The following is a 19320-nucleotide window of genomic DNA, read 5'->3' as shown; positions in this document are numbered from 1 at the left end:
ATAACCACTCAGCAAAAGCGGTCACAAACGTGACCGCCAAGCCAGATTTCTTCCAACTTGTCGCTTAAATGTGACGTTAAACCCAAACAACCTGAAGATGTCGGATCTTGCGAGGTTGACTGGCGTTGTGATCACCGCGGCCCCTTTCAGGTGTCGTCACCGCCATCAAAAAGTACAGCGTCAGTCAACTCGCCTGAAGGAAGAGACTCAATCCGCCCACTTCTTGTTTGCTTAGCGTCAAGCCTAACGCTTCTTCGTAAAATGCCATTGCTCTGTCCATATCGCTGACTGCGATTTCAAACCAACCAACTGGATTCATCTTCCTCTATCCTTCTGCGTTTTCTTGAAATCTAGCTGATGATTATCTTTCTAACAGAAAATGAGGGGGATAAAAAAACGCCCCCTTAAATTAAGGGGGCGTTTTTATCATAGTCAGGACGAATACCTGTTACAGATGCTCGCCCGCACGCAGTGATGCTATGCGCTTATCAAGCGGAGGGTGAGTCATGAACAATTCACTCAGTGACTTCTTGCCATTGATGCCAAAAGCCATCATTGAACCTTCAAGGCGGCTTTCATGGCTCACTTTCAGGCGCTCCAGCGCTGCAATCATCTTCTCTTTACCTACCAACTTGGCAGAGCCTGCATCGGCTTTGAATTCGCGGTGACGACTGAACCACATGGTCAGGATGCTTGCCAGCAGGCCAAACAAGATTTCCAGAATAGAAGATACGATAAAGTAAGTGATAAAGCTGCCGCCACCTTCACCCTCTTCATCGCTGTTGTTCACACCACTAATGGCGCCAGCAATAAGGCGGGAAATAAAGATAACGAAGGTGTTCACGACACCTTGCATCAGGGTCATGGTCACCATGTCACCATTAGCAATATGGCTGACTTCATGCGCCAATACCGCTTCTGCTTCATCACGGGTCATGTTTTCCAATAGCCCGCTCGAGACCGCGACCAGCGAGTCATCACGCTTCGCACCGGTTGCAAAAGCGTTGATGTCGTCCGAGTAGTAAATCGCAACCGTTGGCATACCGATGCCGGCCTGCTGCGCCTGACGGCTCACTGTGCTCATCAGCCAGTGCTCAGTCTCATTGCGGGGATGTTCGATAACCTGCCCGCCCACTGAGCGCAGTGCCATTGATTTCGACATCATCAACGAAATCAGGGAACCACCAAAACCGAACAGTGCTGCCATCACTAACAGGCCAGACAGGCTGCCTGGCTGCATGCCGGTAACTGCATATACGATGTTTAATACGATGCTGAAGACAAACAGTACAGCTAAGTTTGTCATCAGAAATAATGCGATGCGTTTCATTGCGTCAATAATCTCCGAATCATGAAAGCGTATTCCTCAACCTAGCTCAAGACACTGGTTATAGTAGCCTCAGCTAGCTTGGGGATACTCCTCGAATAGTAGGGTCGAAATACGGAAAAACAAGCCTGTGTAACAATTTAAAACATAAATCACAAAAATTTATTGTTTTTGTTCTTTTGGTCATGGAGTCAAAAGAAAAACCATTCACTCGCGCGCCATCAGGAAGCCAAATTATTCATCTACGTCATGTGCTTTGGAGTAGCTATGATTTCTTTATCGTATCATAGAGATGATTTCATTTTTCCGACTAGCTCAAAACACGCTTTCACAAGTAAACTTTCTATATCCTTGTTGTTATACAGGGGCTTATACCTCAGTAGAAGGCCATTAATGGTTAATGTGCGTCGAGTAAAGTCAGACCAGGAATATCTTTCCACAACTTTGAAGGTTTTAAAGGTCTTGTAGTCTTTCAGAAAATACAGCCTAGAATGAACCTCGATTTTAGGTCTCCAGAAAATGGGAACGTGAGCAGAAGGCATCGTAAAGTCTAAAAACTCACCACCTCTATAGCTAACGACGGCCACTTGTAAACCAAGGTCATTACCACTCACATTCTCAGCTGACGATACGTGAGGTAAATTGAAAATCTCTTCCAGCTCTTTACGAATGGAGCTTTCAAAATTTTCTGTTTTCCAAAACATTCCCCACTCATCTATGGATATAAGGCTTTCTCTAGGTACGACAAAAATCGAGTCAAGATACACCCTTGGCTTTTTTTCCTTGAATATGTTTCTAGAAAACAACGACATGCTGTCAACTGCCCCTTCGTCCTTGTATCTACCAGCTTACCTTCGAAATACTCATTGGCAAGAATGCAACTGAATACAAACAGTCTGCCTGAATGAGCCAACTCAGTGCACTGTGTGCTCGATTAACATTCCCAAAACACATTATTTGCGAAGGAGCACAGTTTAAAACGCAAGTCATTGCAAACATACGCCACATGCTATTTTTTAAGTCGTGCGTAAACAGGCTATGGTTCAGGGATGTTCGACTAGGGTATTAGACTTTTGTCGAGTTGTATTTGTCGCCATAGAGGAATAACTTACGCACAAGGATGAAATGCTAAAAGGCACACATTGTGGCCCAGCAGGGACGCGATTCTAAGGAGAGAGAATGATGGCTGACAAAGAAAACTATCGTATGGCGATCGATATCCTTTGCTGTCACTTGGGTATGAGCTTCGATGAAGCTTGTGCCGAGTTAGGGCTTGCCGACGACGAAAACCAAAAGCTAAAAGAAGTGTCCGATGTTCAGCAATCGCTGATGGGCTTGCTGCCAGAAGACAGCAAATGAGCTCCAAAACAAGTTCCAAAAAAGCCAGCTATCTAGCTGGCTTTTCTTTTCTCTACAAGGTACTTACAAACCCAGTGGCGCAATGTCGATGTATCCACTTAAATCACGTGATTTAATAGATGGCATATAAGGGATCTCACCAAGCTTGGGCACCTTCAAGTGGTGTTCCAGCGTTTTCACGATATCGCAATAATGCTCTGTACCCGGATTCACACGATTCGCTACCCAACCCACGATTTCAATACCATCACGACGAATCGCTTCTGCGGTCAGATAAGCATGATTCAAACATCCCAGCTTGATGCCCACGACCAAAATCACCGGAAGTTTCTCACCTACAACCCAGTCAGCAAGTGTTGTGTCATAGGTGACCGGGACTCTCCAACCACCTGCCCCCTCAACCAAGGTGAAGTCTGAACGTGACTGAAGGCGTTTCAAGCCCTCTGATAACTGATTGAAGTCTACAGTTTCATTTTCCAATTCAGCAGCAATATGCGGTGAACAAGCCGCATGCAAAAGACACGGATTCACATCCGCGTAGCTAACTTCTACTGTCGTACATTCGCGCAGACGAATGGCGTCAGAGTTCATTGGACCTTGTTCTGTTTCCTTACTGCCTGCAGCCACAGGCTTGTAACCAGCCACACTATAGCCAGCCTTGGAGACGGCCTGCATCACCGCCATTGATGCGACGGTTTTTCCAACTTCAGTATCCGTACCTGTGACGAAAAAGCTTTTATTCATTACTTATAGCTCCAAAGCAAACCTGATACGTAGCGGGGACAGTGCCATCTTCATTTCGAAAAGCATCATAGGCGCTTTCCAATTCGATAAAGGCACGTCTACCAACTAATCCCGCACTTCTTCCCTCTTGTAAGTGCGTAGCACCAATCCCTTTAAGGTCTTTCATCAGTGCCAACGCCGAGGGGTAATACTCCGTAATCGGCTTACATTCTATGTGGTAGTGGTTGCAGTGAGCTTGAGCGAGCGCAATGTTTACCTGCTTGTGCGATAAAAAGGTATTAACGTGAGACTGCCCATTAACTTTTCGCCAAGCCTGTTTCAATTCTTCAAGCGAACCTTCAAGCAAAGTAGTGAAGAGGATCTTACCCCCTGGTTTCACCACCCTTTTCAACTCACTTAGTGGCACCGAGAGGTCATGACACCATTGTAATGCCAGTGAACTAAACGCTACATCAATGCTGTTGTCTGCCAATGGCAATGACTCAGCGTCCGCTGAAATATAGTTCGCGCTATCGCCACAACGAACCCTTGCTTGTTCGAGCATCTTGTCAGAAAGGTCAAGCGCGACCATGTCAGCGCCCAATGTGAGCATCTGTTCGGTGAAATAACCTGTGCCACATCCCAAATCGAGTACTGTTTTACCTTGCCAGTCCGTGTTCATTTCCATCAGTAGGTGACCGACCCGACGCTGAAACGCAGCGCAGCTGTCATAGGTCTTCGCTGCCCTACTGAAGGCGTCTTTAATGGCTTTCTTTTCCTCATCCAACATCGCAAGGGCATCCTGCTGAAAATCGACAGCCTGGCTCATGATACCTCCTGCAAAATCTGACTCAGCGTCGCTGCTAACTCTTTCACCTGCGATTCACTTTGATTGACTGACAACGTGATTCGAAGGCGGGAGGAATTGGCTGGTACTGTCGGTGGACGAATCGCCCCCGTCCAAAAACCAGATGCTTTAAGCGATGTTGCTGCCACTTGCATACGTTCTACATCGCCTAGTACAACGGGTTTGATTGGCGTTATCGTAGGAATGACTTCTGAGGCGTCGGCTAACAAAGAATGGAAGAGCTCAGAGAGCGATGCGAGTTTTTCTCGACGCCAGGATTGTGTGCTGATGATATCCACAGCATGTGATAAAGCATGTGCCTGAGCAGGCGGCATCGCGGTTGAATAGACGTAGTGACGGGCAAATTGTGTCAAATAATCATGGACACTCTCGCTGCAAAGTGCCGCCGCGCCCATCATCCCGAAGGCTTTACCGAAGGTCACGATAAGGATGTCAGGTTTAATACCTGTATGATTACTACTACCCCGACCATCTTCGCCAAGAATCCCACACCCATGGGCATCGTCCACCATCAGCCATGAACCGTGAGCGTCACATTGTGCTTTCACATCAGCCAGTGGTGACAGGTCACCATCCATACTGAATACGCCCTCTGTGACTGTCAGCATTGGAGTCCCCGCTTTCTGGAGAAGCACGCCAAGTTTAATCACATCATTATGGGGAAAGCGTTTCATAGTGGCTTCAGACAGCATCCCTGCTTCCATTAAAGAGGCATGATTAAGCTTGTCTTGAAGCAGTAAATCTCCCTTTTCTAGCAAAGAGAAAATCACCGCCTGATTGGCAGAGAAACCACTGTTAAATAATATTGCCCGATCAAAGCCAAGCCAATTGCAAAGCTTGTCTTCCAAGAACTGGTGAGCTTTAGAGAAGCCGGTTACCAATGGCGAAGCTGTGCTTCCCGCGCCATAAAGGGAAAGTCCTTCTTGCCATGCTTTGATAAGGGATGCGTCCTGGGCGAGGCCAAGGTAATCGTTACCCGAGAAGTTCGCGAACTGGCGATTGTCGCTGTCCGTTATCAGTCCGTTTCGGTGGCTGAATGCAGCCACCTGACGGTGAAGGCGTTGTTGCCGCCGCGCTTCGAGCCTCTGCTCGATACGGCTTTGCAGCTGGCACTGTTCACGCATTATCGAAGCGCACTCCTAAACGTTCGCTTCGTAGAAGAGGTCGTCTTTGCCAGGACGAGAAGCTACGCGTTCAGCCACTTGAGTCAACAGCGTTTCTTCCTGAACCTGATCTGGCTTTTGAACGGCCTGCTCGCTGTTAATGCCCAGCTTCTTAAAGAGCATCATATCTGAGTCTTCATCTGGGTTTGGCGTGGTGAGTAGCTTACATCCATAGAAAATCGAGTTCGCACCCGCCATAAAACACATGGCTTGCATCTGTTCATTCATGTTTTCGCGACCTGCAGAGAGACGAACAGCAGACTTCGGCATCATAATGCGTGCTACAGCGATAATACGAACGAAGTCAAAAGGCTCAACGTCGTCGACACTTTCCATTGGCGTGCCTTTGACCTTAACAAGCATGTTAATTGGCACACTTTCTGGGTGATGTGGAAGGTTCGCCAGCTCGACAAGCAGACCAGCGCGGTCTTGTTTGCTCTCGCCAAGGCCGATGATACCGCCGGAACATACCTTCATGCCCGCCCCGCGAACATGAGATAACGTGTCCAGACGATCCTGGAATGTACGGGTAGTAATAATGTTGCTGTAGTGCTCGCGCGAGGTATCCAAGTTGTGGTTGTAGTAATCTAAACCCGCACCCGCAAGTTCATTCGCTTGGTCCGAACTCAACATGCCAAGTGTCATACAGGTTTCAAGGCCCATACCCTTCACACCTTTGATCATGTCTTTCAGATAAGGCATGTCACGCTCTTTAGGGTTTTTCCACGCTGCACCCATGCAGAATCGCGTCGCTCCTGAGTTCTTCGCTTTTTGCGCTGCATCCAGAACACGCTCTACCTCCAACAAACGCTCTTTCTCAACGTCTGTCCGGTAATGTGCGCTCTGGGGGCAGTACTTACAGTCTTCAGGACACGCACCAGTCTTAATGGAAAGCAGTGTGCTGACTTGCACTTGGTTAGCGGGCTGGTACTGTCGGTGAATCTGCTGCGCTTCAAACATCAGATCCATAAAAGGTTTTTCAAAAAGGGCCTGCACTTCCTCGACAGTCCAATTATGGCGAACGTCCACCTGTCTTTCCTCAAATTGATTAAACGATAACTTGTCCAGTCTAAGGTCGCCCTTTACAATGTCAACAGCAAACACTTTCTATGGTTTACATCTGGATACTTTTTAAGCATGGATATCGCATTCGACCGCAATCACATTTGGCACCCTTATACATCCACCATTAACCCGTTGACGTGTTATCCCGTTAGCCGGGCGGAAGGCGTTCACATTTATCTGGAAGATGGCACCGAGCTTATTGACGGCATGTCGTCTTGGTGGGCGGCGATTCACGGCTACAATCATCCTGCATTGAATGAAGCTGTTACTTCTCAGCTCGCCAACATGTCTCACGTGATGTTTGGTGGCATCACTCACGAGCCAGCGATCGAATTGTGTAAAAAGCTGGTAGCCATGACACCGCCTTCGCTAGAGAAAGTATTTCTGTGTGATTCAGGCTCTATTTCTGTGGAAGTCGCACTCAAAATGGCGCTGCAGTATTGGCATTCAAAAGGGGAAAGCCGAGCGAAGTTTTTGACACTTCGCCACGGGTATCACGGCGACAGTTTTGCAGCCATGTCAGTGACAGACCCTGATAACTCAATGCATAAGCTTTACAAAGGCTTCTTGCCGGAACATATTTTCGCAGACTCCCCACAATGCGGTTTCCACGATGAGTGGGACGAAAATGATATTGTCGATTTCAAAGCCAAGTTAGAAAGCAATGCAAAGCAAATAGCAGCAGTGATCCTTGAACCTATCGTTCAAGGTGCGGGTGGGATGCGAATTTATCACCCAACGTTCCTCAAGCGCGTCAGGGAACTGTGCGACGAGTTCGGTATTCTTTTAATCTGTGATGAAATCGCTACTGGCTTTGGCCGTACAGGCAAGCTTTTCGCCTGCGAACACGCCGATATCGAACCTGACATTCTCTGTTTGGGTAAAGCTTTAACGGGCGGCTATATGACCATGGCAGCCACCATCACCTCTGAGCATGTAGCAGACACTGTGTGTGGCGGGGAAGCAGGTTGCTTTATGCATGGCCCAACGTTCATGGGTAATCCTCTCGCCAGTGCTGTGGCCAACGCCAGCCTTCAGTTACTCCAAGACACTCCTTGGCAGGAAAAAGTGCATGCTATCGAGACTAGGCTGGCTGAAATACTACCTCCTCTACTTGAAATGCAGCATGTCAAAGATGTGCGTTGGCTGGGCGCTATTGGTGTCGTAGAAACCCACTCTCCAGTCGATGTCGACATTATTCAAAAACACTTTATTAACAAAGGGGTATGGATCCGTCCGTTCGGCCGACTGGTTTACATCATGCCTCCCTATGACATGAGCGGTGTGCAACTGCAGCAATTGGTTGATGCCATTCAAACCGGTCTTGCTGACTTTTTCGATAGCAAAGAATAGGCGAAGGTGATCGCGCGGATTGGAACCTACGTAAATTTCTAAGTGATTTTATGGAGGTTTCAATGCAGTTAGGTCTTTTCCCGTTACCACTTTTCTTGCTTCCCGGCGGCGTGACGAAGCTACGAATTTTTGAGCCACGCTATGTGCGCTTAGTCAAGGAGTCGATGGCAAATGACAGCGGATTCGTGCTTGCAATGAAAGACGGTGATGCAATTTGTCGTTTCGGTACGCATGTGAAGATTGTTGATTTTGAAACTCTGCCCGACGGACTGCTGGGTGTCACTATCCGTGGTATATCACGTGTCAAACTCGCGAATATCGGACAAGAAGAAGATGGACTTTGGATTAGCGATACCGAAGTACTCCCTGACTGGAATGAAAATGAAGGTGCCGGCGAGCTCGGGACAGCACTTGAAAATCTCTTCGAAGCACATCCCGAGCATGCCTCTCAGTACAACAGCGAGCACAGGTTTGACGACATGTTATGGGTTTGCCAGCGTTGGTTGGAAATCCTTCCTCTCGCAAACAACCAACGTCAATGGTTTCTCGCACAACACGACCTTCAAGAGGCCAAACAATTTATTTCACTACTGCTTAGCGAAGAAAAAATTTGATGTATTAGTGATCCGAAATCAAATCTAATTCGTTTCGACTGATAAGACATTTAAAGGACACAATCATCATGGAACTGGTCGAAAGCACTTATAATTCAGGCAACCAGAAACCTTCAAACAGTCGGTCATCTATGTCTACACCTACTCCTGAGCACCTAGCGGAGTTACTTATACGCGTTGCAGAGAACAGAGATGACAAAGCGTTTGCATGTCTTTTCAGCCACTTTGCACCGAAAATTCGTGCCTATGGCCTACGTCATCTTCGAGCCGACGGCCAAGCGATGGAATTGGTTCAGGAGACCATGATATTGGTCTGGCGAAAAGCACACCTTTACGATGGCTCAAAAGGTGGAGCGTCAACCTGGGTTTTCACTATCATGCGCAACGTCAGCTTTGACATGCTCAGAAAAGTTAAAAGCAACAGAGAGGACTGTTTGAGCGGAGACATTTGGCCGCTTATCGATGGAGAGGTCGGTGACCAAGAAGACGAAGCGCTGCAAGAGCAAATTCAGACACTGCTCCTTTCCTATATTGACCTTCTCCCTGATTTACAACAGCAGGTAGTAAGAGGCGTCTATCTAAAACAACTGACACACCAAGAACTCGCAGATCAGCTTAATGTGCCCCTAGGCACCATAAAATCGCGATTAAGATTGGGTTTACAAAAACTGCGTAGTCATTTGGAGGTAAACAATGATTAAGTACCATCCGTCTGAAGCATTACTAGAGTCACACGCTGCGGGTGTATTACCGGCGTCAATGTCTATCGCCGTCGCGGCTCACTGCGAGCTGTGCTCCTGCTGTGCAGAAAAACTTGCTCAATACGAAGAAAAAGCAGCCGACGCAGCATTCAATGACGATGCCTTTACCGAGCAACAAGGTGCCCACGAAGATATTTTCAGCGAGATGTTGGTATCCATTATTAACGGAGAAAGTCCGCCATTAACTAAAGTGTCCGCTTCACCTGTGTCTGAGATAGAGGTTGCAGGCGAACGATATAATCTGCCAACTTCACTACGTCGATACCATCACTTGGGTTGGAGCTCTATTGGTTCAATCAGTCGCGCCAGACTTCCTTTGAACGAGGGCGACACAAGAGCCAGCCTACTGCACATCGGTATGAACGGCAGTGTTCCAAGCCATACGCATAAAGGTATGGAAGTCACTTTATTACTAAGTGGACACTTTGAGGATGAGCATGATAAATACGTGCCCGGAGACTTTATTATTCTGGATAGCACAAACCACCATACGCCGCAGACCTATGACGGTTGTCTCTGCTACACCGTGGCTGATGCCCCGCTTCACTTTACAAAAGGCGTGAGCCAATTGCTGAACACAGTTGGACATGTCATCTATTAGAAGAATGTACTGTTGCGAATCCATTAGTTAAGTATCTAAAGCGCTCTTTGGGGCGCTTTTTTACTGTCACCATTAACAACTAACAAACATTTTGATATACAATATTTTACATTACCCTATACACACATATCGTTATATAATAACGCAAACGCGATCTAGTATCGTATTTTATGTTAATTTTCACTTTACAGAACGCCAGCCATCCTGATTTAATCCGTTCGCTAACCTCGCGTTAACAGATTTATACCCATTTTACCTTGAGCGTAATAACGTTTGAGGCGTTGTCGGTTATGGGCCCCCAAGACCCTTACACAGTGAAGTGAGAATAAAATGAAGCAAACACAATCCCCCCTAGCCCGCGTTACCAATACAAGTCTGGTTGTCCAGATTCTGATTGGTATTATTGCGGGTGTAGCACTGGCAAGCTTCTCGCCAGAAAGCGCCAAAGCCGTCGGGTTTCTCGGTGAACTCTTCGTTAATGCGCTGAAAGCGGTAGCGCCAATTCTAGTATTCATTCTGGTTGCAGCATCTATTGCTAACCAGCGCAAAGGGCAACACACCCACCTTCGCCCCATCGTAATCCTTTATCTTGTTGGTACTTTCGCGGCTGCATTGACAGCGGTGACCATGAGCTTCCTGTTCCCGACTGAACTAACGCTAACCACTTCTGACACTGCAGTAGCGCCACCAGAGGGTATAGCTCAGGTTATTACTACCCTGCTATTCAGCATCGTTGATAACCCAATCCATGCGCTGATGAATGGTAACTTCATTGGTATTCTGGCTTGGGCAATTGGTTTGGGTATTGCCCTTCACCACGCGAATGACATCACGAAAACCGTTTTCGGTGACGTAGCAGAGAGCGTGTCGTTTATCGTTCGCAACATCATCAAACTGGCACCGCTGGGTATCTTTGGTCTGGTCGCTAAAACCTTTGCGGAAACCGGTTTTGAAGCACTGATTGGTTATGCTCATTTGCTGGCTGTCCTACTTGGAAGCATGGCAATCATTGCGTTGGTGGTTAACCCGATCATCGTTTACTTCAAAACACGCTCAAATCCTTACCCATTGGTACTCCAATGTCTGCGTGAAAGTGGCATGACCGCATTTTTCACCCGCAGTTCGGCAGCCAACATACCTGTTAACATGCAGCTGTGTAGCCGTTTGAAACTCGACAAGGATACTTACTCGGTGTCGATTCCTTTGGGTGCAACCATCAACATGGGCGGCGCAGCAATTACAATCACAGTGCTGACGCTCGCTGCGGTTAATACACTGGGTATTCAAGTAGATTTAGCAACGGCACTTCTGCTGAGTATCGTTGCGGCTGTTTCTGCATGTGGCGCATCCGGCGTAGCAGGCGGATCCCTACTGCTTATCCCTCTCGCATGTAACCTGTTTGGCATCCCGAATGACGTGGCGATGCAGGTTGTCGCAGTGGGCTTCATTATTGGTGTGGTTCAGGATTCTGCAGAGACCGCATTGAACAGTTCGACTGACGTCGTGTTTACTGCTGCAGCTTGCCGTGAAGTAGAACGTAAAGCGGTATTGGAAAAACTGGCTAAGTAAACTGTAAACTTCCTCTATATCTCTGTCTAAAAGGCGCTTAGGCGCCTTTTTTGATTTAGTCTTCGAGCCTTTCTCAACTTCGTTCCGGTCAACACTTCGTCAAGCGTCTACCTTGGTTTACAGAAAGGTTTAGACGTCTAGACTGATAGCTTTCCTTTCTCGAATTTTATCTTATATAATCCCGCCTCATTTTTTGCGAGCAACTTAAAACAATTGCATTACGGAGCGTCCTGGCTGGCCTTCGATTAGCCGGGTGCGAAAGGTTATCTATGAATTTCTCTGCAAAAACAGTCGTTATCATTGCTATCGGTGCCGCACTCTACGGCATCGATGGTTTGCCTATGTTTGGTATTCCCGTTTTTGCCAACACCACACTGAAGCCTGCCATGGCAATTCTCGCGCTTTTCAGCGTCCTCTTTGGCCCAGGAGTTGGCTTCTTCGTTGGCTTTATTGGCCATTGGGTCACTGACCTATTCGCTGGTTGGGGAGTTTGGCTGACCTGGGTTTTAGGATCGGGTATCGTCGGTATGATCATCGGCCTCTTTCCTGTTCTAACCAAAAAACGCCTCAAGTACGGCCATTTCAAACTGCCAGATGTCTTCTTGTTTGCGCTTTTAGCATTGCTCGGCAATGTGATTGGCTACGGCTGCTCAGCCTTCCTTGATACTATTTTGTATGCAGAACCTTTCACCAAGGTGATTATCCAGCTTTGCATCATTGCCGCAGGTAACGCTTTGCTCGTGTCAGTGGTCGGCTATTTCATCCTGCAGTCTGTCGCCAAGCGCAACAGCCAGTGCCGTAACCTCACTGAGGCCTGACATTCTTCATGACCATCGAATTTAAGAACTTCAGCTTTCGTTACGACGCGCTGGTAAACCCGACGCTAAAGAATATCAACCTTCGCATTGAGAGAGGTGAAAAAGTCCTGATTATCGGCCCAAGCGGTAGTGGTAAATCCACCCTGGGTCAATGTATCAACGGTTTGATCCCTCATTCCGTAGAAGGCGACGTTTCTGGGGAATTGTTCATTGACGGCAGGCGCGCGAGCTCAATGTCACTTGTTCAGTACACCAAGCAAGTAGGTACCGTTTTGCAGGATACAGACAGCCAGTTTGTCGGCCTAACTGTCGGTGAAGACATAGCTTTCGCACTGAAGAACCAGCAAGTTCCGGTTGGAGAGATGTACCCAATTGTGAAAGCCACCGCCCAGATGGTTGAGCTGGAAGCCCTGCTCAATCATGCACCACATGATTTATCCGGCGGTCAGAAACAACGCGTTTCTCTTGCCGGTGTACTTGTCGACGATATCGATGTGCTTCTGTTCGATGAGCCACTTGCTGCCCTCGACCCAAAGACGGGAAAACGCACTATAGAAATCATCGACCAACTGCACCGTGATACCGGTAAAACGATCATCATCATTGAACATCGCTTGGAGGATGTACTGACCAAGCATGTCGACCGTGTCCTCCTGATGGATAACGGCACTATCGTGGCTGACACCACACCTAATGCGCTGATGATGTCAGACCTGCTTGAAACCCATGGTATCCGCCAGCCACTGTACTTTTCTGCTCTAAAACATGCTGGTTGTGTGCTGGCTGAGTCAGACTCTCCTGCCTATCTGTCAGCACTGCCCGTGGAGCGGTTCAAACAGCAACTACAAGGTTGGGCAACCTGTGCTGGACGCATTGTAAGTCTGGAGAAAAACGACTCACCACTGCTGATCGTAGACGGCCTCACCTACTCCTACGACGGTGAGAAAAACGCGCTCGAAGACATCTCCTTCACCATTCATCGTGGTGAGCTGGTATCTATTCTGGGTAAGAATGGTTCGGGGAAGTCCACGATTACCAAGTTGATCATGGGTGTATTGGCGCCAGATGCAGGGAGCATCATTTTTGACGGTCAGGATTTCAACCAGCTTTCGATTTTTAAACGAAGCAAAAAAGTCGGCGTGGTGATGCAGAACCCTAATCACATGATCTCCCATCACATGATCATGGATGAAGTGGCTTTCGGTCTAAAACACTTAGGATTGGATGAGCTCGAGATCGAGCGACGTTGTTTTGAAGTGCTTGAATTCTGTGGCCTGAGTAAATACCGACACTGGCCGGTTGACGCGCTGAGCTATGGCCAGAAAAAACGTGTCACTATCGCTTCAATTCTGGTGATGGAGCCAGAATTACTGATTCTGGACGAGCCGACAGCGGGTCAGGATTACCGCAACTACACCGCGATGCTTTCTTTCATCAAGCGACTGAATAAAGAGCGGGGCGTGACCGTGATGATTATATCTCACGACCTGCACTTGGTGCTTGAAAACACCACCCGCTCTATCGTGATTGCTGATAGTAAATTGACCGCTGATGCACCGATGACAGCTGTGTTCAGCCAGCCTCAGCTGTTAGATGCAGCCAACCTAACGACCACCAGCTTGTATGAGCTGGCAGAGCAGGCAAACATCAGTGACATCAACGGTTTTATGCAGCAGTTTATTGAGACAGAGAGCAACGCCAAATGAAGGCATCCAAAATGAAGTTTGGTATTAGCTACATTGATTCCCAGTCGCCACTTCATTCGCTGAATGGCATCACCAAATTTACCTTATTTATGGCGTGGGTGACAGTAGTTCTCACTACGTTCGATCTACGTATTATTGTGGCAATGGTATTGCTTGGTCTGACCTTGCTGAAAATGACAGGCGTGGCATTTAAGGTCTACAAACCCCTGTTGGTTGGCACCTTAAGTGTTTTGAGTATGAATGCAATATTTATGTTCCTGGTTGCACCGCAGCAAGGCTCTGATTGGACAAATACCACAACAGAGATTATTGCGTTACCCGGTAACTATTCACTCACTCAAGAAACCTTGTTTTACCTGCTTACGGTGACGCTGAAATACTTCAGTATGTTCCCAATAGCGCTGGTATTTGTGTTTACCACCCATCCAACAGAGTTTGCATCTAGCCTCAATCGCATTGGTGTTCCTTACAAAATTGCTTATGCCGTAAGTCTGACACTTCGCTACTTACCGGAAGTGAAGAATGATTTTGTCAATATCATGCATGCGCAACAAGCACGCGGTGTGGATTTTTCAAAAAACGCCCCGCTGATGACACGTTTTCGCGGTGTGGCAAATATCCTTATCCCATTGATTTTTTCCAGCTTAGATCGTGCGGACGAAATCTCTAATGCCATGACCCTCCGCGGCTTCGGGCGCAATAAATCCCGTACCTGGTATAACGACCGACCTCTTGCGCTGAAAGACTGGAGCTTGCTGGTGATGATTGCTATCTGCGTCGCGCTGGCATTAACCAAACGTTCGCACGACAATGGCATCGTCTGGTATCCGCTATAAACGAAAAAAGGAGCGGATGGCTCCTTTTTCAACTTCGGAAAATCTACTTAGCCTTCCAACACCTTCATCAATAAATACCCGTCATACATGGCGCGTTTTACAAGTGCCGCTCCTGGCATCGTTGCCTGTGTATAGAAATAGCTTTCTTCCAACATTAGATTCTCAAAGTAATGTGGCAACGTTTGATTCTGGATGCGCTCAATGATCGCTGGGTACAATACAGATTTCGCTTGGTTGAACTCACCGCCAATCAAAATTCGCTCGGGATTAAACAGATTTACCATAATGGCAATTGCCTGCCCTAGGTTATGACCCAGCTCAGTAATCACCTTCACGGCCACGCCATCACCCGCTACCGCCGATTCACACAGAGAATCAATGGTTAACGATTTGTCCTGAAGCACGCTGTCATGGCCTTGGTCAAGAAGGGTTTGAGCGTCCTCCAATACCGCCTGCAAACTAGCAACCGTTTCCAAACAACCGCTGTTGCCGCAATAGCAGCGCTTGCCAAATGGCTTGATTTGTATGTGACCAAGTTCTCCAATGTTGCCCACCTGACCTTCCAGAACTTTGCCATCTATCATAATCCCTGCGCCAACACCATGATGAATCGAAATTAGCACTGAGCTTTCGACATCACGAGCATTACCAAACAGCTTTTCTGCCAGTGCCCATGAGCGGGTATCATTACCAATGAACACAGGTAAGCCCGTTGCCCGATGAATCACTGGACCCAAAGGCATATTGTGTACGTCATAGTGTGGCATTTGAATCACAATGCCCTGAGTGCTATTCACTAAACCAGGCAAGGTAATTGCAATAGCAGTGACGCGATCAACCACCTCAGAGTAGGTAGAGAAAAAATGATTAATGTGCTGCTGAATCAGTTCAAGCAGCAAGTCCTGCTCGAGAACCAAAATATCCTGACGCTCTTCTACAAGGATATTACCACCCAATTCATGCAGTGCCAGTGTCAGATATCCGCGTCCAAGACGGATTGAGAGAAACTGCCAGCCCTCGTTATTGAGCACAAGACCAATAGCTGGACGCCCACGACTTGCAGGCTCGCCGTATTCAGTTTCTTTGACTAAGTGGGCCTCTATCAATTCTCGGGTTATTTTGGTAATGCTGGCAGGCGCTAACTGACTGCGCTTAGAGAGTTCAATTCGGGAGATTGGCCCTAGCTGATCGATCAACTTGTAAACTGCTCCAGCGTTGTTACGCTTGATGTGATCTATGTGTCCTGGCCGGGCGAGAATCATCCCATGCTCCCTGTGAAATTCTTTAATATTGAATTTTTTTACTTTGCGAAGTAATTGTGAAGCGTCATGAGATAATGTCGTGAACCACGTCACGAGCAAATTGATTTAGCGTAACGATAAATCGCTCAATTTCATAAAATCAACAAGTTAGCACCATTTCAATCTATAACCCTTATTCCTCTTCATTTCAGGTCAAGACAGCCGCTGTTTAAACTGACATAATCTGCCCCCTCTTTGAAACCAATGACTGTTTTAGCGGTATGTACAAAGTCAACGAAATATTCGAAACCATTCAGGGTGAAGGGACCTTCACCGGCGTTCCTTCGGTCTTTGTTCGCCTTCAGGGCTGCCCGGTTGGCTGTCCTTGGTGTGACACACGCCAGACTTGGGACACACTGCCAGCAGACGAGCGGGATTTTGGCACCATCATTGCCAAAAATGGCGATAGCCCGCTATGGACTAAAGTCTCCGCCGAAGAGATTCTTGCACACCTGCAAGCCAGCTATAGCGCAAAGCACGTTGTGATTACAGGCGGAGAGCCTTGTATGTTTGACCTTATCCCTTTGACCTCCCTGTTGGAATCAAACAATTACCGTTGTCAGATTGAAACCAGTGGTACATACGCCGTGAAAGCCACGACAAATACCTGGGTGACCGTTTCTCCTAAGATCAATATGCGTGGAAAACTACCGGTTCTGATAGAAGCTCTAGAGCGAGCTAATGAAATCAAGCACCCAGTCGGTACAGAAAGTGATATAGAGAAGCTGGATAATTTACTCAAAGACATTGATTTATCAGGCAAAGAAGTTGCACTCCAACCGATTAGCCAAAAAGAACGCGCAACTAAACTCTGTATTGAAACCTGCATAAAGAAAAACTGGCGTCTTTCGATTCAAACACACAAGTATCTGGAAATTGCCTGATAATACTCTCTGAAAAAGGCAGGCAGACTGCTTATTTTTCAAGGCGCAAAAAAAGGGCCAATTTGGCCCTTATCGATTGCCTAAAATCTGCCGCAATGCTTACTCACCAGTATAAATACAGCCCGCTGTGCAGGTTTCTTTTATCATCACTTTGCTCAAGATTGGCAATTCAGGTTTGAGCTGTTCCCAAATCCACTTTGCCAATACTTCACTGGTCGGATTCTCTAATCCATCAATATCGTTCAAGTAATAGTGGTCGAGGCGATCATAAATAGGTTTGAACGCGCTTTTAATCTCAGAAAAATCAATCACCCAACCCGTATGCGGATCAACCTCACCAGCAACATAGATACGAACCAGGAAAGAGTGACCATGCAAACGGCCACACTTATGCCCTTCTGGGACATGTGGCAGCCGGTGTGCTGCTTCAAACATGAATTCTTTAAACAGTTCGGTATGCATTTTTAGCGTTCCTGTGATCTTGAGTTTTTTATTTTCGTCGTGATGCTACTCAATTATTGCGTTGAGCTCAAACCGAATCAGGTCTGAATATTTTCCTGTTTTTGCGGGACAACTCCGATGAAGTTAACACAAGCCTCAAAATGAAAAGGAAAAGCAAATACTGCTTTAACTCTCCACCTGCCAAACTCAGTTGGTTTTTTTCTTCGATCTCATCGCCCCATCAATCCTCATGACACCTGCATCTTGAGGTAGCTTTGGTATGCGGGTAAACTCTTTTGTCCTAGTGCGAATTATCCTAGTCCGACGACGACAGATCGTCGGGTATTCTTCAACGGAGTTAGATGCAAATTATGAACTATGTGCCTGTAGCAGACGTCCTGCACGGCAAAGCGGCAGTAGACACAGAAGTCACTGTTCGCGGTTGGATCCGCACACGTCGTGATTCAAAAGCCGGTATTTCTTTCCTTGCCATTTATGACGGCTCTTGTTTTGACCCAATCCAGGCGGTTGTTCCTAATGAGCTGAATAATTACCAGGAAGAAGTATTGCGTCTTACCACAGGCTGCTCTGTAGAAGTTACCGGTACAGTGGTAGAAAGCCCGGGACAAGGTCAGGCATACGAGTTGCAAGCGACTAACGTTAAAGTCGTTGGTTGGGTTGAGGACGCTGACACTTACCCAATGGCAAAAACTCGCCACTCTATCGAGTACTTGCGTGAAGTAGCCCACTTGCGCCCACGCACCAATGTAATCGGTGCGGTAGCACGTGTACGTAACTGTCTGGCTCAAGCGATTCACCGCTTCTACCACGAGCAAGGTTACTTCTGGGTTTCTGCGCCACTCATTACTGCGTCTGACGCAGAAGGTGCTGGTGAGATGTTCCGCGTTTCTACGCTGGATATGGAAAACCTGCCACGTAACGATAAAGGTGCGGTAGATTACAACGAAGATTTCTTCGGTAAAGAGACCTTCCTAACCGTATCTGGTCAGTTGAACGCAGAAGCGTACGCGTGTGCAATCAGCAAGGTATATACCTTCGGCCCTACTTTCCGTGCTGAAAACTCAAACACCAGCCGCCACCTTGCGGAGTTCTGGATGGTTGAGCCAGAAGTCGCGTTTGCAGAGCTTGACGATGTAGCGAAGCTGGCAGAAGACATGCTGAAGTTTGTGTTTAAAGCTGTGCTTGAAGAGCGCCGTGACGACCTGGAGTTCTTTGCTCAACGTATCGACAAAGAAGCTATCAGCCGTCTTGAGAAGTTTGTTGAATCTGACTTCGCACAGGTGGATTACACCGATGCTATCGATATCCTGATCAAGTCTGGCAAGAAATTCGAGTTCCCTGTTGAATGGGGTATCGACCTGGCTTCTGAGCACGAGCGCTTCCTAGCAGAAGAGCACTTCAACGCACCAGTTATCGTCAAAAACTACCCGAAAGACATCAAAGCTTTCTATATGCGTTTGAACGATGACGGCAAAACTGTTGCTGCAATGGACGTTCTGGCACCTGGCATCGGTGAAATCATCGGTGGTGCACAGCGTGAAGAGCGTCTGGATGTACTTGACGAGCGTATGCGCGCGATGAACATCGACCCAGAGCACATGAACTGGTATCGCGACCTGCGCCGTTACGGCACTGTGCCACACGCTGGTTTCGGTCTGGGCTTCGAGCGTCTGGTATCTTACGTGACAGGTATGGGCAACGTTCGTGACGTTATTCCATTCCCACGCACCCCACGTAGTGCAAACTTCTAATCCATTTTGGATTCTTAAAAAGGTCGCGAAAGCGGCCTTTTTTGTCTGTAATTTTTCTTTATCTGGTGCGCGAGGTTTTCGTCTTCTCTGGCACGTCCGACTCCCCTTCTCATGCGTGTTTCAGGATTTTGTGTCACTCCTCCAAAACTTGTCTGTCCC

General features: G+C 47.5%; 20 protein-coding genes. 11 read left to right on the top strand and 9 right to left on the bottom strand.

The features are described 5' to 3' along the window. Nucleotides 1–184: 184 nt before the first annotated feature. The 3 genes from GMA8713_RS26900 to GMA8713_RS17225 form a co-directional block, all read right to left on the bottom strand. Complete coding sequence (locus GMA8713_RS26900) at nucleotides 185–319, bottom strand: VOC family protein (RefSeq protein WP_084387767.1); 135 nt, start codon at nucleotides 317–319, stop codon at nucleotides 185–187. Between the two features lie 129 nt (nucleotides 320–448). After that, nucleotides 449–1330, bottom strand: coding sequence for a protease HtpX (gene htpX, locus GMA8713_RS17230; protein WP_062712633.1), 882 nt, complete (start codon nucleotides 1328–1330; stop codon nucleotides 449–451). Nucleotides 1331–1611: 281 nt separating this feature from the next. After that, nucleotides 1612–2139: a hypothetical protein gene (locus tag GMA8713_RS17225; protein WP_062712631.1), complete on the bottom strand. Its 528-nt coding sequence runs from the start codon at nucleotides 2137–2139 to the stop codon at nucleotides 1612–1614. A 367-nt stretch (nucleotides 2140–2506) separates the two neighbouring features. Between GMA8713_RS17225 and GMA8713_RS17220 the strand changes: the two genes are divergently transcribed. Continuing rightward, nucleotides 2507–2686: a hypothetical protein gene (locus tag GMA8713_RS17220; RefSeq protein WP_062712629.1), complete on the top strand. Its 180-nt coding sequence runs from the start codon at nucleotides 2507–2509 to the stop codon at nucleotides 2684–2686. A gap of 63 nt (nucleotides 2687–2749) precedes the next feature. On the opposite strand, the gene bioD is transcribed toward GMA8713_RS17220, so the two are convergent. The 4 genes from bioD to bioB are packed head-to-tail and all read right to left on the bottom strand — an operon-like array spanning nucleotide 2750 to nucleotide 6469. Next, nucleotides 2750–3430 carry a dethiobiotin synthase gene (bioD, locus tag GMA8713_RS17215; protein ID WP_062712627.1) on the bottom strand — a complete coding sequence of 227 codons (681 nt, stop codon included), beginning with the start codon at nucleotides 3428–3430 and terminating at the stop codon, nucleotides 2750–2752. Continuing rightward, entirely contained in the window at nucleotides 3423–4238 is an 816-nt protein-coding gene (gene bioC / locus GMA8713_RS17210) for a malonyl-ACP O-methyltransferase BioC (protein WP_062712625.1), read from the bottom strand. The genes bioD and bioC overlap by 8 nt, the downstream gene beginning before the upstream one ends. Then, nucleotides 4235–5401 carry an 8-amino-7-oxononanoate synthase gene (locus GMA8713_RS17205; RefSeq protein ID WP_062712623.1) on the bottom strand — a complete coding sequence of 389 codons (1167 nt, stop codon included), beginning with the start codon at nucleotides 5399–5401 and terminating at the stop codon, nucleotides 4235–4237. The genes bioC and GMA8713_RS17205 overlap by 4 nt, the downstream gene beginning before the upstream one ends. A gap of 15 nt (nucleotides 5402–5416) precedes the next feature. Next, nucleotides 5417–6469, bottom strand: a complete 1053-nt coding sequence (gene bioB / locus GMA8713_RS17200) for a biotin synthase BioB (RefSeq protein ID WP_062712622.1) — start codon at nucleotides 6467–6469, stop codon at nucleotides 5417–5419. Nucleotides 6470–6577: 108 nt separating this feature from the next. Here bioB and bioA point away from each other — a divergent pair, with 108 nt between their 5' ends. The 8 genes from bioA (at nucleotide 6578) to GMA8713_RS17160 (ending at nucleotide 14763) form a co-directional block, all read left to right on the top strand. Continuing rightward, nucleotides 6578–7858, top strand: coding sequence for an adenosylmethionine--8-amino-7-oxononanoate transaminase (bioA, locus tag GMA8713_RS17195; RefSeq protein ID WP_062712620.1), 1281 nt, complete (start codon nucleotides 6578–6580; stop codon nucleotides 7856–7858). A 62-nt stretch (nucleotides 7859–7920) separates the two neighbouring features. Beyond that, complete coding sequence (locus tag GMA8713_RS17190; RefSeq protein WP_062712617.1) at nucleotides 7921–8472, top strand: LON peptidase substrate-binding domain-containing protein; 552 nt, start codon at nucleotides 7921–7923, stop codon at nucleotides 8470–8472. A gap of 68 nt (nucleotides 8473–8540) precedes the next feature. Next, nucleotides 8541–9173 carry a sigma-70 family RNA polymerase sigma factor gene (locus tag GMA8713_RS17185; RefSeq protein WP_062712615.1) on the top strand — a complete coding sequence of 211 codons (633 nt, stop codon included), beginning with the start codon at nucleotides 8541–8543 and terminating at the stop codon, nucleotides 9171–9173. After that, on the top strand, nucleotides 9166–9834 hold the full coding sequence (locus GMA8713_RS17180) for a ChrR family anti-sigma-E factor (RefSeq protein ID WP_062712613.1): 669 nt from the start codon (nucleotides 9166–9168) through the stop codon (nucleotides 9832–9834). The genes GMA8713_RS17185 and GMA8713_RS17180 overlap by 8 nt, the downstream gene beginning before the upstream one ends. A 330-nt stretch (nucleotides 9835–10164) precedes the next feature. Further along, nucleotides 10165–11403 carry a serine/threonine transporter SstT gene (sstT, locus tag GMA8713_RS17175; RefSeq protein ID WP_062712612.1) on the top strand — a complete coding sequence of 413 codons (1239 nt, stop codon included), beginning with the start codon at nucleotides 10165–10167 and terminating at the stop codon, nucleotides 11401–11403. A gap of 269 nt (nucleotides 11404–11672) precedes the next feature. Further along, nucleotides 11673–12221: an ECF-type riboflavin transporter substrate-binding protein gene (locus GMA8713_RS17170; protein WP_062712609.1), complete on the top strand. Its 549-nt coding sequence runs from the start codon at nucleotides 11673–11675 to the stop codon at nucleotides 12219–12221. An 8-nt stretch (nucleotides 12222–12229) separates the two neighbouring features. Further along, the gene (locus GMA8713_RS17165; RefSeq protein ID WP_062712607.1) at nucleotides 12230–13927 is read left to right on the top strand and encodes an ABC transporter ATP-binding protein; all 1698 of its coding nucleotides are present in this window, start codon (nucleotides 12230–12232) and stop codon (nucleotides 13925–13927) included. Then, nucleotides 13924–14763, top strand: a complete 840-nt coding sequence (locus tag GMA8713_RS17160; RefSeq protein ID WP_062712605.1) for an energy-coupling factor transporter transmembrane component T family protein — start codon at nucleotides 13924–13926, stop codon at nucleotides 14761–14763. The genes GMA8713_RS17165 and GMA8713_RS17160 overlap by 4 nt, the downstream gene beginning before the upstream one ends. A 47-nt stretch (nucleotides 14764–14810) precedes the next feature. Here the strand turns inward: GMA8713_RS17160 and mlc are convergent, their stop codons facing one another. Beyond that, nucleotides 14811–16025, bottom strand: coding sequence for a sugar metabolism global transcriptional regulator Mlc (gene mlc / locus GMA8713_RS17155; protein ID WP_062712602.1), 1215 nt, complete (start codon nucleotides 16023–16025; stop codon nucleotides 14811–14813). Nucleotides 16026–16285: 260 nt separating this feature from the next. On the opposite strand from mlc, the gene queE reads away from it, so the two are divergent. Next, nucleotides 16286–16948: a 7-carboxy-7-deazaguanine synthase QueE gene (gene queE, locus GMA8713_RS17150; protein WP_062712601.1), complete on the top strand. Its 663-nt coding sequence runs from the start codon at nucleotides 16286–16288 to the stop codon at nucleotides 16946–16948. A 99-nt stretch (nucleotides 16949–17047) separates the two neighbouring features. Here the strand turns inward: queE and queD are convergent, their stop codons facing one another. Then, nucleotides 17048–17410 (bottom strand): 6-carboxytetrahydropterin synthase QueD, encoded by a 363-nt coding sequence (gene queD / locus GMA8713_RS17145; RefSeq protein WP_062712600.1) that lies wholly within the window; start codon nucleotides 17408–17410, stop codon nucleotides 17048–17050. Nucleotides 17411–17760: 350 nt separating this feature from the next. Here queD and asnS point away from each other — a divergent pair, with 350 nt between their 5' ends. After that, nucleotides 17761–19161: an asparagine--tRNA ligase gene (gene asnS, locus GMA8713_RS17140; RefSeq protein WP_062712650.1), complete on the top strand. Its 1401-nt coding sequence runs from the start codon at nucleotides 17761–17763 to the stop codon at nucleotides 19159–19161. Nucleotides 19162–19320: the final 159 nt, after the last annotated feature.

Origin of the sequence: Grimontia marina, assembly GCF_900060185.1 — a bacterium.
GTDB classification, from domain to species: domain Bacteria; phylum Pseudomonadota; class Gammaproteobacteria; order Enterobacterales; family Vibrionaceae; genus Enterovibrio; species Enterovibrio marinus.
Note: the sequence above shows the minus strand (reverse complement) of the source record. Positions and strands in the feature narration are given on the sequence as shown.